This window comes from Arthrobacter sp. FW306-06-A (assembly GCF_021870055.1).
GTDB lineage: Bacteria > Actinomycetota > Actinomycetes > Actinomycetales > Micrococcaceae > Arthrobacter.
Genome location: NZ_CP084552.1, coordinates 532898 through 548107, shown reverse-complemented (window position 1 = coordinate 548107; position 15210 = coordinate 532898). Strand labels below are relative to the sequence as shown.

Below are 15210 nucleotides of genomic sequence, written 5' to 3'. Positions count from 1 at the left end.
CGGAATCTCTCAGGTCCAATACAGAGCGGGGAGGGACCCGATCCATGCCGAGCCACCCGTGGCCGGCCAAACCTGGAGTTCCTCATGACGATTCAATCCCAACCGTCTGTCTTTGCGGACCGGCACATTGGTGCACGCCGCCAGGCTGACGTCGACACCATGCTCAAGGCCGTTGGCTATGACAGCGTTGACGGCCTGGTGGACATCGCTGTCCCCAGTTCGATCCGCCAGTCCAAGCCGCTCGCGCTCAAGGGCGCCCTGAGCGAGGTTGAGGTGCTTGCGGAACTGCGCAGGCTCGCCGCCAAGAACAAGACTGCCGTGCAGATGATCGGCCAGGGCTACTACGACACCATCACCCCTGCCGTCATCCGACGGAACATCCTGGAAGCCCCTGCCTGGTACACCGCCTACACGCCGTACCAGCCCGAAATTTCCCAGGGCCGGCTGGAGGCGCTGCTGAACTTCCAGACCATGGTCCAGGACCTGGTGGGCCTGCCCATCGCCAACGCCTCGCTGCTGGATGAAGCCACCGCCGTGGCCGAAGCCGTACTGATGATGCGCAGGGCCAATAAGGCCAGCGGCCAAAACGCTGGCGCCCGCGACGGCAAGACCGTGCTGGACGCCGACGTCCTGCCGCAGACCATCGCCATCGTCAAGGGCCGCGCCGAGGCGCTCGGCTTCGAGGTTGAGGTCGCCGACCTGTCCAAGGGACTCCCTGAAGGCGCGATCAACGGGATCGTGCTCCAGCAGCCCGGCGTCTCCGGCCGCGTCTTCAACCACGCCGGCGTCATCGCCGAAGCGAAGGAGCGCGGCGCGCTGGTGACGGTGGCCGCTGACCTGCTGGCCCTGACCCTGATCACCCCTCCGGGCGAGCAGGGTGCCGACATCGCCGTCGGCTCCACCCAGCCTTTCGGGGTGCCGCTGTTCTTCGGCGGCCCGCACGCCGCCTACATGGCCGTGGCCAAGGGCCTGGAGCGTTCCATGCCCGGCCGCCTGGTGGGTGTTTCCAAGGACGACGCCGGCCTCCCGGCCTACCGCCTGGCGCTGCAGACCCGCGAGCAGCACATCCGCCGCGAGAAGGCCACGTCCAACATCTGCACGGCGCAGGCGCTGCTGGCCATCGTGTCCTCCTTCTACGCCGTCTACCACGGCCCGGACGGCCTGAAGGCCATCGCCGAGCGCGTCCACAACAACGCCCGCGTCCTCGCCACCACCCTCAAGGCCGCCGGACGGGAACTGGCCACCGAGACGTTCTTCGACACTGTCACCGTCTCAGTTCCCGGCAAGGCCGCAAAGGTCATCACCGCAGCTGAAGCACGCGGCATCAACCTGCGCTACATCGACGCCGACACCATCGGTGTCTCCACGGATGAAACCACGACGCCGGAAATCCTGTCCGCGATCGCCGTCGCCTTTGGTGCCGGCCCGGTGGTGGACGCCGAGGGCTTCGACCTCCCCGCAGAGGTACTCCGGACCTCCGAGTACATGCAGCACCCGGTGTTCAACACCCACCGGTCCGAGACGCAGCTGCTGCGCTACATCCGTAAGCTCTCAGACCGCGACCTGGCGCTGGACCGCACCATGATTCCGCTGGGCTCGTGCACCATGAAGCTGAACGCGACCGCCGAGATGGAAGCCATCTCCTGGCCCGAGTTCGCCTCCATCCACCCGTTCGCCCCGGACTCCCAGACCGAAGGCTGGCGCGAACTGATCAGCGGCTTGGAAGCCGACCTGGCGGAAATCACCGGCTACGACCAGGTGTCCCTCCAGCCCAACGCCGGGTCCCAGGGCGAGCTCGCCGGCTTGCTGGCCATCCGCGGCTACCACCGTGCCAACGGCGACACCCAGCGCAACGTCTGCCTGATCCCCGCCTCCGCCCACGGCACCAACGCCGCCTCCGCCGTCCTGGCCGGCATGAAGGTCGTCGTCGTTGCCACGGCCGCCGACGGCACGATCGACCACGAGGACCTGTACGCGAAGATCGAGGCGAACAAGGACGTCCTCTCGGCGATCATGATCACCTACCCGTCCACCCACGGCGTCTACGACGCGGACGTGACCGAGATCTGCGAGGCTGTCCACGCGGCCGGCGGCCAGGTCTACGTTGACGGTGCCAACCTGAACGCCCTTGTGGGCCTGGCCCAGCCCGGCAAGTTCGGCGGCGATGTGTCCCACCTGAACCTGCACAAGACCTTCTGCATCCCCCACGGCGGCGGAGGACCCGGCGTCGGCCCGGTTGCAGCCAAGGCGCACTTGGCGCCCTTCATGCCCGGCGATGCCAATAAGGCAGCGCACCAGGAAGGCCACGGCGTGGCCATCAGCGCCTCCAACTTCGGGTCCGCGGGTGTCCTGCCGATCTCCTGGGCCTACGTGAAGCTCATGGGCGGCGAGGGCCTGACCGAGGCCACCAAGGCAGCCTTGCTCGCAGCCAACTACGTTGCCGTTCGTTTGAACGAGTACTTCCCGGTTCTCTACACCGGTGAAGGCGGACTCGTTGCGCACGAATGCATCCTGGACCTGCGCGAGCTCACCGCCAAGACGGGCGTCACCGCGGAGGACGTCGCCAAGCGTCTCATCGACTTCGGCTTCCACGCCCCCACCTTGGCCTTCCCGGTCGCCGGCACCCTGATGGTGGAGCCTACCGAGTCCGAGGACCTGGCCGAGATCGACCGCTTCATCGAGGCCATGATCACCATCCGCAAGGAAATCGACCAGGTGGCCAACGGCGACTTCACTGTCCAGGACTCACCGCTGCGCAACGCACCCCACACCGCGTCCGCCGTCGTCAACTCCAACTGGGACCGCGCCTACCCGCGCGAGCAGGCTGCCTTCCCCGTCCACCACCTCAAGCAGGACAAGTACTTCCCGCCGGTGGGGCGCATCGACGGCGCCGGTGGAGACCGGAACCTGATCTGCTCCTGCCCGCCGCTGTCCGAGTTCGAAAACTAAGGATTCCCCATGACTGAGAACTACACGGCTCTTTATGAAGAGCACAAGAAACTGGGCGCCTCCTTCACCGACTTCGGTGGCTGGCAGATGCCGCTCAAGTACGGCTCTGAACTGGCCGAGCACCACGCCGTCCGCAAAGCCGCGGGCCTGTTCGACCTCTCCCACATGGGCGAAGTCTGGGTCACCGGCCCCGAAGCCGGCGCTTTCCTCGACTACGCCCTGGTGGGCAAGTTGTCCGCCATCGCGGATGGCAAGGCCAAGTACTCGCTGATCTGCAACGAGGACGGCGGCATCATCGACGACCTCATCACCTACCGTTTTGGCGACGAAAAGTACCTGGTGGTGCCCAACGCCGGCAACGCCCCCACCGTGGCGGCCGCCCTCGCCGAGCGGGCAGCCAACTTCGATGTGAAGGTGGAGGACGCTTCCGCGGCCACCTCCCTCGTCGCAGTCCAGGGACCCAAGGCCGAGGCGATCCTGCTCAAGCTCACGGATGAATCCCAGCACGCCCTGGTCACCGACCTGAAGTACTACGCCTTCAATGAGCTGACCATCGCAGGCCAGGACGTCATCCTTGCCCGCACCGGGTACACCGGCGAAGACGGCTTTGAGCTCTTCCTGCCGAATGAAGGCGCCGCTTCCCTGTGGGAGTCCGTGGCCCAGGCCGGCGAAGAGTTTGGCATCATTCCGTGCGGCCTCGCATCGCGCGACTCACTCCGCCTTGAGGCCGGCATGCCGCTGTACGGCAACGAGCTGTCGCTTGAGCGTTCACCGTTCGACGCCGGCCTTGGCCCCGTAGTTGCGCTCAAGTCCAAGGAAGGCGACTTCGTCGGCCGGGCTGCACTCGAGGCGGCCAAGGAGTCCGGTTCCAAGCGCAAGCTCGTCGGTCTGAAGGGCCTCGGCCGGCGCGCCGGCCGGGGTGGCTACCCGGTCCTCAAGGACGGCAACGTGGTGGGCGAAGTGACCTCCGGCCAGCCCAGCCCGACCCTTGGCTACCCTGTTGCGCTTGCCTACGTCGACGTGGAGCACGCCGAGCTGGGCACCGCGCTGGACGTGGACCTCCGTGGAAAGGCCGAGCCCTTCGAAGTTGTTGCCCTGCCGTTCTACAAGCGCCAAAAGTAGCTTCGGCGCTTCCCACTCTTGAACACCAAACTTAAGGAAAACACCATGGCTAAAGTTGCCGCTGAACTGAAGTACTCCGCCGAACACGAATGGATCGCCACTGACGGCTCCGGCCCGTCCGTGGTTGGTGTGTCCGCTGTTGCCGCCGAAGCACTGGGCGACATTGTCTACGTGGACCTGCCCGAGGTTGGCTCCACGGTGACCGCAGGTGAGACCTGTGGCGAAATCGAGTCCACCAAGTCCGTTTCAGACCTGTACTCCCCCGTTACGGGCGAGGTCACGGAAGTCAACGACGACGTCGTCAGCGACCCCGCCGTGATCAACAACGACCCGTACGGCGCCGGCTGGCTCTTCAAGGTCACCGTCACCGAAGAGGGCCCGCTGTTGTCCGCAGAGGAATACGCCGAAGCAAACGGCGGCGAACTGTGAGCGCGGCCGCTGACACCGCAGTGTTCGAGCAGGTAGTCTCCCCGAGCCTCAACGCGGACCTTTCCGCGTTGGACCCGGAGGTCGCAGCCAAGATCGACGACGAACTGGTCCGCCAGCGCGATGGCCTGGAGATGATCGCTTCGGAAAACCACACCGCCGTGGCCGTGATGCAGGCACAGGGTTCCGTGCTGACCAACAAATACGCCGAGGGCTACCCGGGCAAGCGCTACTACGGCGGCTGCGAGCACGTGGACGTCATCGAGCAGCTGGCGATCGACCGGGTGAAGGCCCTGTTCGGTGCTGGCTACGCCAACGTCCAGCCGCACTCCGGGGCCCAGGCCAATGCCTCGGTGATGCACGCGCTGATCAAGCCCGGCGACACCATCATGGGCCTGAACCTGGCCCACGGCGGCCACCTGACCCACGGCATGCGGATCAACTTCTCCGGCAAGCTCTACAACGTGGTTCCGTACCAGGTCCGCGAGGACACCCACACCATTGACATGGCAGAGGTGGAGCGGCTTGCGCTGGAAACCAAGCCGCAGCTCATCGTTGCCGGCTGGTCGGCCTACGCCCGCCAGCTGGACTTCGCGGAGTTCCGCCGGATCGCTGACCTCGTGGGTGCCTACCTCATGGTGGATATGGCACACTTCGCCGGCCTGGTGGCAGCCGGACTGCACCCGAGCCCGGTCCCGCACGCCCACGTGGTTACCTCCACCACGCACAAGACCCTCGCCGGTCCGCGTGGCGGCATCATCCTCTCCAATGACGCCGACATCGCCAAGAAGATCAACTCGGCTGTGTTCCCCGGCCAGCAGGGCGGCCCACTTGAGCACGTCATTGCAGGCAAGGCCGTGGCCTTCAAGATCGCAGCGTCCCCCGAGTTCAAGGAGCGGCAGGAGCGCGTCCTTGCCGGTGCCCGGACCCTGGCCGAGCGCCTGGTCCAGCCGGACGTCACCGCAAAGGGCATCAGTGTGGTGTCCGGCGGCACCGACGTGCACCTGGTCCTGGTTGACCTGCGCAACTGCGAACTCGACGGCCAGCAGGCAGAAGACCGGCTCGCCGCGATCGACATCACCGTCAACCGCAACGCCGTGCCGTTCGACCCGCGTCCCCCGATGGTCACCTCGGGCCTTCGCATCGGCACCCCTGCCTTGGCCACCCGTGGCTTCGGAGAGGACGCCTTCCGCGAGGTTGCGGACATCATCGCCGAGGCATTGATCGCCAACGCCGACGCGGACCTTTCCAGCCTGCGTCACCGCGTCGAGGCCTTGGCTGCAGCGCACCCGCTCTACCCCTCAATCACCAACCTCGCCTGAGTGCTTCACCCTGGTTGCGTCCGCGTCGGCGGACCGGACATTTTCACGCCTGCTGCTCGTTCCTCGCTTTGACGCAGGCTTTCGAAAAGTCCGGCTCCGCCGACGCTCGCGGGGTCCGTCTAGGTGTGCGGCCTTGACGACTGGACGGATTCCGGAGACGTGCTCCCCACCGTCCCCCTAACCTCGCAAGCTCGGCCAGGGAACCCGGACGGCGTGGGCCCCGGGCACGCGGAGGAATTCGGCCAGGCGCACCCAACCCCGCCACGAACTTTCTAGTTAGGAATCCCCGTCATGGCTGTTGGCGTTTTTGATTTGTTTTCGATCGGTATTGGTCCGTCGTCGTCGCATACTGTGGGGCCGATGCGGGCTGCTGCTGTGTTCGCGGAGGAACTCAAAAGCCTTGGGGTCCTGGCTGACGTGGCGTCTTTGCGGGTGGATTTGTATGGTTCGCTGGCGGCGACGGGGCATGGGCACGGGACGATGACCGCGGTGTTGTTGGGGTTGGAGGGGTTCCATCCTGAGTTGATCCTGCCCGTGGAAGTGGAGGAGCGGCTGGCCTCGATCGCGGAGACCCGGACCCTGAACCTGGCCGGTGCCGTGCCGCTGCCGTACGGGGTGGAGGATATGGTGCTGCGGCCGTTGACGGTGCTGCCGCGGCACACGAACGGGATGACCTTCACGGTGACGGATGCTGGCGGGGAGGTGCTGCACGCGGCGACGTTCTTCTCGGTCGGTGGCGGGTTCATCGTCCGCGAGGGCGAGGAGGACGCCGCGCAGCAGGAACTGGACGCGTCCAAACAGGAGTTGCCGTTGCCGTTCCGGACCGCCGCGGAACTGCTGGAACACTGCCGGAACACCGGGCTGGGCATCGCGGACGTGATGCTGGTCAACGAAAAGGCCGCCCGGTCCGAGGAAGAGATCCGGGCTGGTTTGCTGCACATCTGGTCCGTCATGGCCGACTGTGTCCAGACCTCGCTGAAGCGGGAGGGGGTGCTGCCGGGCGGGTTGAAGGTCCGCCGCCGCGCCCCGGACTGGTACGACCGGCTGAAGAAGGAATGCGCACGCCCCGGCGAGGACAACCAGGACCTGGATTTCCAGGACTGGGACTTCCACGACTCACGGTATTGGCAGGAGTGGGTTAACTTGGTGGCGTTGGCGGTGAACGAGGAGAACGCCTCGGGCGGCCGGGTGGTTACCGCGCCCACGAACGGGGCGGCCGGGATCATCCCCGCGGTGCTGTACTACGCGCTCCACTTCGCCCCCGGCATGGATAAGGCCACGAAGGAAGACCGGGAGGGCGTGGTGGTGCGGTTCCTGCTCGCCGCCGGCGCCGTCGGGGTCCTCTACAAGGAACAGGCCTCGATCTCCGGGGCCGAGGTCGGCTGCCAGGGCGAGGTCGGGTCCGCGTCCTCGATGGCCGCGGCCGGTTTGGCCGAGGTCATGGGCGGCACCCCCGCGCAGGTGGAAAACGCGGCCGAGATCGCGATGGAACACAACCTGGGCCTGACGTGCGACCCGATCGGCGGGCTGGTCCAGGTCCCCTGCATCGAACGGAACGCGATCGCCGCCGCCAAAGCGATCAACGCCGCGAAAATGGCCCTCTGGGGCGACGGCACCCACCGCGTCTCCCTCGACGAAGTCATCATCACCATGCGCGAAACCGGCAAAGACATGTCCTCCAAATACAAGGAAACCGCCATGGGCGGCCTCGCCGTCAACGTCGTCGAATGCTGACACCCGGCACGCCTCCGATCCCCCAAGCAAACAAAGGAAAACGATCATGACTTTGGCACCTGAAGGCCGGAAGATGCTGCGGATCGAGCAGCGCAATGCTGCGGTCCCGGTGGAGCGCAAACCGGAATGGATCAAGGCCAAGGTCCAAATGGGCCCGGAGTTCGTCGGGCTGAAGAACCTGGTGAAAAAGGAAGGCCTGCACACTGTCTGCGAGGAAGCCGGTTGCCCCAACATCTTCGAATGCTGGGAAGACAAGGAAGCCACCTTCCTGATCGGCGGTTCCGAATGCACCCGCCGCTGCGACTTCTGCCAGATCGACACCGGCAAACCCTCACCCCTGGACCGGTTCGAACCCACCAAGGTGGCCCGCTCCGTCCAGTCCATGCAGCTCCGCTACGCCACCGTCACCGGCGTGGCACGCGACGACCTCGAAGACGAAGGCGTGTGGCTCTACGCCGAAACCGTCCGCAAGATCCACGAACTGAACCCCGGCACCGGCGTCGAACTGCTCATCCCGGACTTCTCCGGCAACCCCGAGCACATCAAAGCGATCTGCGACTCCAAACCCGAAGTCTTCGCCCACAACGTCGAAACCGTGCCCCGGATCTTCAAGCGCATCCGGCCCGCGTTCCGCTACGACCGCTCCCTGGACGTCATCACCCAGGGCCGGGCCCATGGGATGGTCACCAAATCCAACCTCATCCTGGGCATGGGCGAAACCCGCGAGGAAATCTCCGAAGCCCTCCGCGACCTCCACGCAGCAGGGTGCGACCTGATCACCATCACCCAGTACCTGCGCCCCTCCGAACGGCACCTGCCCGTGGACCGCTGGGTCAAACCCCAGGAATTCGTCGACCTCCAGCACGAAGCCGAAGAAATCGGCTTCCTCGGCGTCATGTCCGGACCCCTGGTCCGCTCCTCCTACCGCGCCGGCCGCCTCTGGGCCACCGCCATGCGCAAAAAAGGCCGCGACATCCCCGCCGAACTCGCCCACATCGCCGACGGCATCCAGGACTCCGGCACCACCCGCCAGGAAGCCGCCACCCTCCTGGCGGGCTAGCAGCCCGCGTCAGCTGTTGCCGCGCACCACCGGGATGCTCGCCGTCGGCAGTCCGCTGGGAAAGACCGTTGGCTCCGGCTCCACGGCCGGTTCAAGCGGCACCTGCATAGGCGTACCGCCCACCGTGAAGTGCTGGCCGCGGACATCTACCTTCAGCGGCTCACCCTCCTGCACCGTGAGCGTGATGGAACCGGCGGCAAGCTGGACCAGCAGCAGGCGGCCGCGGATCTTCAGGTGGAAGGCCAACCCGTCCCATTCGCTGGGCAGACGTGGATCGAAGTACGGCACCGGGCCCTGGTCGCGCATGCCGGCGAAACCGCACACCAGCGAACTCCACACTCCCCCGGTGGAGGCGATGTGGACGCCGTCGATGGTGTTGCCGTGGGTGTCGTCCAGGTCGATGAACGCGGCGTTGGTGAAGTGCTCCAGCGCTTCCTTCGAATAGCCCACCTCCGCCGCCATGATCCCCTGCACACAGGCGGACAACGTGGAGTCGCCGGTGGTGAGCGGATCGTAGAAGTCGAACGCACGGTGCTTTTCCTGGGCCGTGAAGTCCTGCCACTGCAGGAACATGGCCAGGACCGTGTCCGCCTGCTTCAGCACCTGGTGGCGGTAGATGACCAGAGGGTGGAAGTGCAGCAGCAACGGGTACTTGGACCGCGGAGTGGTCCAGTCCCAGGCCTCCAGGGTCATGAAGTCGTTGTCCTGCGAGTGCACCTGCATGCGCTCGTCGAACGGCAGGTTCATCCGGCTGGCCGCAGCCTCCCACAGCTGGCGCTCCTCCAGGGTGATGCCGGCGTGCTCAAGGGCAGCGGCCGCGCGAAGGTTGAAGCGGGCCATGACGTTTGTGTACAGGTTGTCGTTGACCACGGCGGTGTACTCGTCGGGGCCGGTCACGCCGTGGATGTGGAAGAGCCCGTCCTTCCCGAAGAAGCCAAGGGAGATCCACATCCGGGCGGTCTCGATCAGCAGCTCGGCGCCCATCCCGTCCCGGAAGGCGGTGTCACCGGTTGCCCAGAGGTACCTGTTGGTGGCGAAGGCGATGGCTGCGGCGATGTGGAACTGCGCGGTACCGGCAGCGTAGTAAGCGCTGGCTTCGAGCCCGTTGATGGTGCGCCACGGGAACAGGGCACCCTCCACGCTCAGCTCCTTGGCGCGGATCCTGGCTTCGGGAAGCATGCTGTGGCGGAACTCCAGGACCTGCCGGGCGGCGTCGGGATTGGTGTACGTAAGGTAGGGCAGCAGGTACACCTCCTGGTCCCAGAAGTAGTGCCCCTCGTAGCCCGATCCGGTCACGCCCTTGGCGGGGATGCCGGCAACATCGGCACGCGCGGTGGCCTGGGCCAACTGGAACAGGTTCCACCGGATGGCCTGCTGCAGCCCGGGCCGGCCGCCCTCCACCAGAATGTCCGAGGTGGCCCAGTAGCTGCGGAAGTGCGCCTCGCTCTCGGCAAAGATGTCACTCACCGGCCGCAGCGCCTCTTCCGCCACGGCGGCTGCGTCGATTTCCGGGTCCTGGATGGTGCGGCCGGCGGCGTAGCTGACGCTCTTCTCCAGCCGGAACGGCTCATCAGCGTCCACCGCCAGGACGTACCGGACACTGCTGTCGTCCTGGTCAACCAGCGTCTCGAACGGCTGGTGCCCGGGCGACGTCCAGTGGTCCACGGCGATGCCCACCCGCTGCTTGGACTCCGCCGCCTCCCAGGACAGGCGCAGGGAGCCGTCGCCGCCGTCGAGCCGCAACGGCAGCAGCACGCGCCCTGCGTGGCGGCCGGCGCGGCGGGGATCGTGCACGGAGTGGTCTTCCACCGGCTGGTCCTGGCGGTTGATCACGGACGAGGTGACGTCCAGGGAAACCTGCTGGTTCGTTGCCACCTCCAGCGAAATGCCGAGGCCGCCCCGCGACGCGAAGCCCACGGCACGCCGCTCCGTGGTGGTCACGGTTGCGCCGGACCGGCATTGCCAGGTGATGCGGCATTCATAGATTCCGGTACAGAAATCCACGGTCCGCCGGTAGTCCAGCACCTCGGACTCGGCCAGGCTGAGGCTTTCCCCGTCCACCACTACCGTGAAGTTGTTGGCGTCCGGAATGTAGAGGATGCGCTGCCCGGTCCGGGCGAAGCCAAACGCGTTCTCGGCGTGCTTGATGTCCCAGATCTCGTGCAGCCCGTTGATGAAGCTTCCCGGCAGTTCGGCATCGGCCGCCGCCCAGTGGGCGCCCCGGATGCCCAGGTGTCCGTTACCGAGGGCAAACAGGGTCTCAAGCGTTGCGGCTCCATGGGTCTCGTAGCGGGTTTCGACGAGCTGCCAGGGGGTGTCGGGGAACCGTTCGCGGTCCGCGGTGATCAATGCCATGGTCGGGGTCCTTTTGGCCTTGCTGTGCTGCCGGGCTGGCCGGCACGGAGTATTCGGGGGAAATGCGGTAACTGGATTGGTGCTGCGGTGGGTGGGATAGCGGGGTTGCCCGGGGGAAGGCAACGGCTCCCGGATGGGTTTAGGGGATGAGTTCCTGAAGGTCGTTGACCACCAGGGTGGCGCCGGCGTCCAGGAGCGTCTGCCGCCCGGCTCCGCGGTCCACGCCGATGACGGAGTGGAATGATCCCGCCTGCCCGGCCTGTACACCGGACACCGCATCTTCGACCACCACGCACTCGGAGCTGGACAGGTCCAGCAGCTTGGCGGCGTATTCGTACGTGGCCGGGTTTGGCTTGCCGGGCAGGCCCTGCTCCGCGGCCACCACCCCGTCCACCACGACGGCGAAGTGCCGGCTGAGGCCGGCGGCCTTCAGGACTGCGGGGGCATTGCGGGAGGAGGAGACGACGGCGACCTTGAGTCCTCGGTCAAGCGCGGCTTGGAGGAAGCGGACAGAGCCGTGGAACGGTTCGACGCCGGCGCTCACGATGTCGTTGAAGACCGCGTTCTTCCGGTTGCCCAGACCATGGACGGTGTCGTGGGAGGGATCGTCATCCAGCGGGCCCTCCGGCAGGGTAATCCCGCGTGAGGCCAGGAAGTCGCGTACCCCGTCAAAGCGCGGCTTGCCGTCGATATGGTCGAAGTAGTCGCTTTCCCTGTAGCCGGAAACACCTGGCTGTGAGGCAAGGTAGCCATCGAACAGTTCCTGCCAGGCCCGCTCGTGCACGCTGGCTGTGGGCGTCAGCACCCCGTCCAGGTCGAACAGGATTGCTGCGGCGCCGGTCCAGGCGGCGGTATCAGCTGCAATTTCTTGTGTCATCGGCGGTGCGGTGTCCTCTCTGTTGGTGGACAGCCGGCCCCGCCGGGCAGCCGAAAGGAGGTTCAGCTGCGCGGCATGCGCGCAGCATCACTCCCTTGTCCGCCCACTGCAGGACCGATCATGGCCGTAGACGAGTGTAAGCGCTTGCAAATTTCGCTGGCAACTGTTTTTTCTTACCCTCCGCTGCAGCGGATAATCAGTCACCGCAGGACGTAATGGCGGAGGAAGGCGCTGACGTCCACCATCTCCGTTTTGGACATCGCGTGCCCCATCCCCGGGTAGGTCCGGGGCGTCAACAACGTGTTCTGGTCCAGCCATTCGGCGGTGTAGGCGATGGCGTCCTCGTTGATGACCAGATCGGCCTTGTCCCGCCCCCAGAAGAAGGGCGGCTTGGCCTCGAAGGAATCCATGACCGTGAGGAGCTCGTTCTTGAGGACGAAGCCGGACAACCCCACAACGGCCTTGTAGTCCTCGGGGTGCAGCCGCAGGAGCGTGGTGGCCATGGCCATGCCCTGGGAATAGCCCATGAGGGTGACGCTGCTGTGCTGGTCCCTGACGGAACTGATCCACGCGCGGACGGAGTTGGCTGCGGAAATGACGTCGGCGAAGTCGTTCGCCAGGAAGTAGTCCAGCAGGAACCAACCCCAGTGGTCGCCAATCGGCATCGGGGCGCGCACGGCGCCACAGGTGAACTCCTGTGGCAGGTATTCGAAAAGGCGCACCATCCGCGACTCGTCCGTGCCGTAACCATGCATCATCACCAGCAACGGAGTGCCGGCACGCTGGCCTTCGGGCTTGGACCACACAACTGTTTCCACCGGAACAGCCTAGCGAGACGTGCCTGTCCTCACGGCCGGGTCATTGAATCCCGAATCACTGGGAGGTAGCGTGACGCTTGACAGACAGCAGGCTTAGCTTTTGGCAGTGACGCACCACCTTTCCGTAACGCCCTACCAGCGCCGCGCAGGACGCGGTTATAAGGAGCAAGTCATGAGAATCGGCTCGTCAATCTTCCTCATCGCCCTCGGCGCCATCCTTGCCTGGGCAGTGGCTCCCGGACTCATTCCGTTCGTGGACCAGCAGTTGGTGGGCTACATCCTGATGGCCGTGGGCGTGATCGGACTGATCGCGTCCCTCATCCTCGCTTCCCCCGGCCGCAGCCGGCGCGTCAGCGAGTCCCGCTCCGTCATCGATCCCAACACCGGCGAGCGCATCACCCGCCATGAAAGCCGCGACGGCGGAATCTAACCACCGGCGGACCGGGGACAAGGCGCCTCGAAACAAAAGAACCCGAAGAGCCGGGCTGGACCAAAGCGTTCAGCCCGGCTTTTTCGCGTCCCGGCCCGGCTTTCTTGTCCAGAGCTGGAGGCCACAACACTCCCAATCCGTCGTTCGGAGCAGGAATTCCAACCCTTCGCAGATCTAAATCTTGTTTCATGTTGGTTTCCATTGACAAACCAACAGAAGCAAAGATAAAGTCAAGTAACTCAACACCAGAGTGATCCAAGTCACGACAGCCACTACGCAACGGAGGGTACGTGTTCGCCGAGGAGCGCCAGCAAAAGATTGCCGAGCTTGTGGCCGGCAACGGCCGGGTCAGCGTGACCCTGCTCGCCGAGCGCTTCAGCATCACCACGGAAACCGTCCGCCGCGACCTTGCGGCGCTGGAGAACACCGGCACCGTACGGCGGGTCCACGGTGGAGCGGTGGCGGCCGACCGCTTCAGCACCACCGAGGAAAGCGTCACCGAGCGGGCCATCCAGCGGCCGGACCAAAAGGGCCGGATCGCACAGGCCGCCCTTGCCCTGATTCCCCGGAACTCGCCGGCCAGTGTCCTCATGGACGGCGGCACCACCACCGAAGTGCTGGCGGACCTGCTGGCGCGACGCACCGCCGTCGAACCTTCCGACGGAACCGGGCCGCAGCACGAACTGGTGGTTATCACCCACGCTGTACCCATCGCCAGCAAGCTCTCCAACGTCCCCGGCGTCGCCCTGCAGATCCTGGGCGGCCGGGTCCGCGGACTCACCCAGGTGGCCGTGGGCCAAGCAACGGTGGATGCCGCCAGCCGCATCCGCCCGGACATCGCGTTCATCGGAACCAACGGCATCCACGCCACCTTTGGCGTCAGCACTCCCGATCCTGAAGAAGCCGCCGTCAAGGCAGCCTTCGTCCAGTCGGCGCGCCGCATTGTGGTGCTGGCCGACTCCTCCAAGCTGGACACGGAAACCCTGGTCCAGTTCGCCTCCCTGAAAGATCTGGACACCTTGATCACAGACAGTGAACCCGGACCTGAGCTCGCGGCCGCCCTGGAAGAGGCCGGCGTCGATGTGGTGATCGCATGATCGTCACCTTCACGGCCAATCCAAGCCTCGACCGCACGGTGGCCCTCCCCGGCCCCCTGGCACGCGGCGAAGTACAGCGCGCCGTCTCCGTCCGCCAGGAGTCAGGCGGCAAAGGCGTCAACGTCTCCCGCGCCCTGGTGGCCTCCGGACTCGAATCCCTGGCCGTCCTGCCAGGCGCGGACAGCGATCCCGTCCTGGCCGGCCTGCGCGAAAGTGCAGTCCCCTTCATATCCCTTCCCATCGACGAGCCGCTGCGCACCAACGTGGCGCTCACCGAGCCCGGCGGCGTGACCACAAAGATCAACGAACCCGGGCCCGTCCTTGCCGCGGACCAGCAGGAAGCCCTCATCAAGCTGCTGCTGGAAAGCTCCCGTGGCGCCACCTGGGTAGTCCTGGCCGGCTCGCTGCCGCCCGGATTCCCGGACAACTTCTACGCAACGGTGGCCCGTCGGATCCGGGAGGCGGGCAACGGCAATGCGCCGCTGATCGCCGTCGACTCCTCCGGGACGCCCCTCGCCGCTGCCCTCACCGACGCCGGAACCCCCGACGACGGCACAGGCACCAGCGGAACAACCACGGGTTCCGGGAAACCGGACCTCCTCAAGCCCAACGCCGAGGAACTGGCGGAACTGGCCGCAGCCGCCGGTTTTGCCCCGGCATCCGGTGACGAGCTGGAAGCGGACCCTGCGGCTGCCGCCGCCGCTGCAGCCGCCGTCGTACGTTCCGGCGTAGGTGCTGTGCTGGCAACTCTCGGTTCCAAGGGAGCTGTCCTCGTAACGGCCGACGGCGCGTGGCTGGCCACGCACCCGCCGGTCGCCGCGGTCAGCACGGTAGGTGCGGGCGACTCCGCACTTGCCGGCTACCTGCTTGCCCACGGCCGGGGCGCCGCCCCCGCCGACTGCCTTCGTCAGGCGGTGGCCCATGGTGCCGCCGCTGCCTCGCTGCCCGGATCCACTGTTCCGGCAGCAGACCAAACCACCCCGGATGCCGTAACCATCACGGCCCTTCGAAAGGATTGAC

12 protein-coding genes are annotated in these 15210 nt (G+C 66.1%); 9 read left to right on the top strand and 3 right to left on the bottom strand.

Translation table 11 applies throughout. The annotated features are described in order from the left end of the window. Positions 1-84 precede the first annotated feature (84 nt). The 6 genes from gcvP (at position 85) to lipA (ending at position 8613) form a co-directional block, all read left to right on the top strand. Positions 85-2949 carry an aminomethyl-transferring glycine dehydrogenase gene (gene gcvP / locus LFT49_RS02705; RefSeq protein WP_237429682.1) on the top strand — a complete coding sequence of 955 codons (2865 nt, stop codon included), beginning with the start codon at positions 85-87 and terminating at the stop codon, positions 2947-2949. Between the two features lie 9 nt (positions 2950-2958). Next, complete coding sequence (gene gcvT, locus LFT49_RS02700; RefSeq protein WP_236800784.1) at positions 2959-4071, top strand: glycine cleavage system aminomethyltransferase GcvT; 1113 nt, start codon at positions 2959-2961, stop codon at positions 4069-4071. A gap of 45 nt (positions 4072-4116) precedes the next feature. Then, positions 4117-4500: a glycine cleavage system protein GcvH gene (gcvH, locus tag LFT49_RS02695; RefSeq protein WP_237429681.1), complete on the top strand. Its 384-nt coding sequence runs from the start codon at positions 4117-4119 to the stop codon at positions 4498-4500. After that, the gene (gene glyA / locus LFT49_RS02690; protein ID WP_272910878.1) at positions 4497-5819 is read left to right on the top strand and encodes a serine hydroxymethyltransferase; all 1323 of its coding nucleotides are present in this window, start codon (positions 4497-4499) and stop codon (positions 5817-5819) included. The genes gcvH and glyA overlap by 4 nt, the downstream gene beginning before the upstream one ends. A gap of 291 nt (positions 5820-6110) precedes the next feature. Continuing rightward, positions 6111-7553 (top strand): L-serine ammonia-lyase, encoded by a 1443-nt coding sequence (locus tag LFT49_RS02685; protein WP_237429680.1) that lies wholly within the window; start codon positions 6111-6113, stop codon positions 7551-7553. A gap of 46 nt (positions 7554-7599) precedes the next feature. After that, positions 7600-8613, top strand: coding sequence for a lipoyl synthase (gene lipA, locus LFT49_RS02680; RefSeq protein WP_237429679.1), 1014 nt, complete (start codon positions 7600-7602; stop codon positions 8611-8613). A 9-nt stretch (positions 8614-8622) separates the two neighbouring features. Here the strand turns inward: lipA and LFT49_RS02675 are convergent, their stop codons facing one another. From LFT49_RS02675 to LFT49_RS02665, 3 genes are all read right to left on the bottom strand, one after another. After that, complete coding sequence (locus tag LFT49_RS02675; protein WP_237429678.1) at positions 8623-10968, bottom strand: glycoside hydrolase family 65 protein; 2346 nt, start codon at positions 10966-10968, stop codon at positions 8623-8625. A 139-nt stretch (positions 10969-11107) separates the two neighbouring features. After that, positions 11108-11845 carry an HAD family hydrolase gene (locus LFT49_RS02670; protein WP_237429677.1) on the bottom strand — a complete coding sequence of 246 codons (738 nt, stop codon included), beginning with the start codon at positions 11843-11845 and terminating at the stop codon, positions 11108-11110. A gap of 200 nt (positions 11846-12045) precedes the next feature. Beyond that, on the bottom strand, positions 12046-12663 hold the full coding sequence (locus LFT49_RS02665; RefSeq protein ID WP_237429676.1) for an alpha/beta hydrolase: 618 nt from the start codon (positions 12661-12663) through the stop codon (positions 12046-12048). A 172-nt stretch (positions 12664-12835) separates the two neighbouring features. Between LFT49_RS02665 and LFT49_RS02660 the strand changes: the two genes are divergently transcribed. From LFT49_RS02660 to LFT49_RS02650, 3 genes are all read left to right on the top strand, one after another. After that, a complete protein-coding gene (locus tag LFT49_RS02660) occupies positions 12836-13093 on the top strand; it encodes a DUF6458 family protein (protein WP_141158415.1) in 258 nt (85 codons plus the stop codon). A gap of 290 nt (positions 13094-13383) precedes the next feature. Next, complete coding sequence (locus LFT49_RS02655) at positions 13384-14190, top strand: DeoR/GlpR family DNA-binding transcription regulator (RefSeq protein WP_237429675.1); 807 nt, start codon at positions 13384-13386, stop codon at positions 14188-14190. Further along, on the top strand, positions 14187-15209 hold the full coding sequence (locus tag LFT49_RS02650) for a 1-phosphofructokinase family hexose kinase (RefSeq protein ID WP_237429674.1): 1023 nt from the start codon (positions 14187-14189) through the stop codon (positions 15207-15209). The genes LFT49_RS02655 and LFT49_RS02650 overlap by 4 nt, the downstream gene beginning before the upstream one ends. Position 15210: the final 1 nt, after the last annotated feature.

Excerpts from the sequence above, each read along its gene's own strand:
- gcvP (WP_237429682.1), top strand. The coding sequence starts at position 85 with ATGACGATTCAATCCCAACCGTCTGTCTTTGCGGACCGGCACATTGGT.
- gcvT (WP_236800784.1), top strand. The coding sequence starts at position 2,959 with ATGACTGAGAACTACACGGCTCTTTATGAAGAGCACAAGAAACTGGGC.
- gcvH (WP_237429681.1), top strand. The coding sequence starts at position 4,117 with ATGGCTAAAGTTGCCGCTGAACTGAAGTACTCCGCCGAACACGAATGG.
- LFT49_RS02685 (WP_237429680.1), top strand. The coding sequence starts at position 6,111 with ATGGCTGTTGGCGTTTTTGATTTGTTTTCGATCGGTATTGGTCCGTCG.
- lipA (WP_237429679.1), top strand. The coding sequence starts at position 7,600 with ATGACTTTGGCACCTGAAGGCCGGAAGATGCTGCGGATCGAGCAGCGC.
- LFT49_RS02675 (WP_237429678.1), bottom strand. The coding sequence starts at position 10,968 with ATGGCATTGATCACCGCGGACCGCGAACGGTTCCCCGACACCCCCTGG.
- LFT49_RS02670 (WP_237429677.1), bottom strand. The coding sequence starts at position 11,845 with ATGACACAAGAAATTGCAGCTGATACCGCCGCCTGGACCGGCGCCGCA.
- LFT49_RS02660 (WP_141158415.1), top strand. The coding sequence starts at position 12,836 with ATGAGAATCGGCTCGTCAATCTTCCTCATCGCCCTCGGCGCCATCCTT.
- LFT49_RS02650 (WP_237429674.1), top strand. The coding sequence starts at position 14,187 with ATGATCGTCACCTTCACGGCCAATCCAAGCCTCGACCGCACGGTGGCC.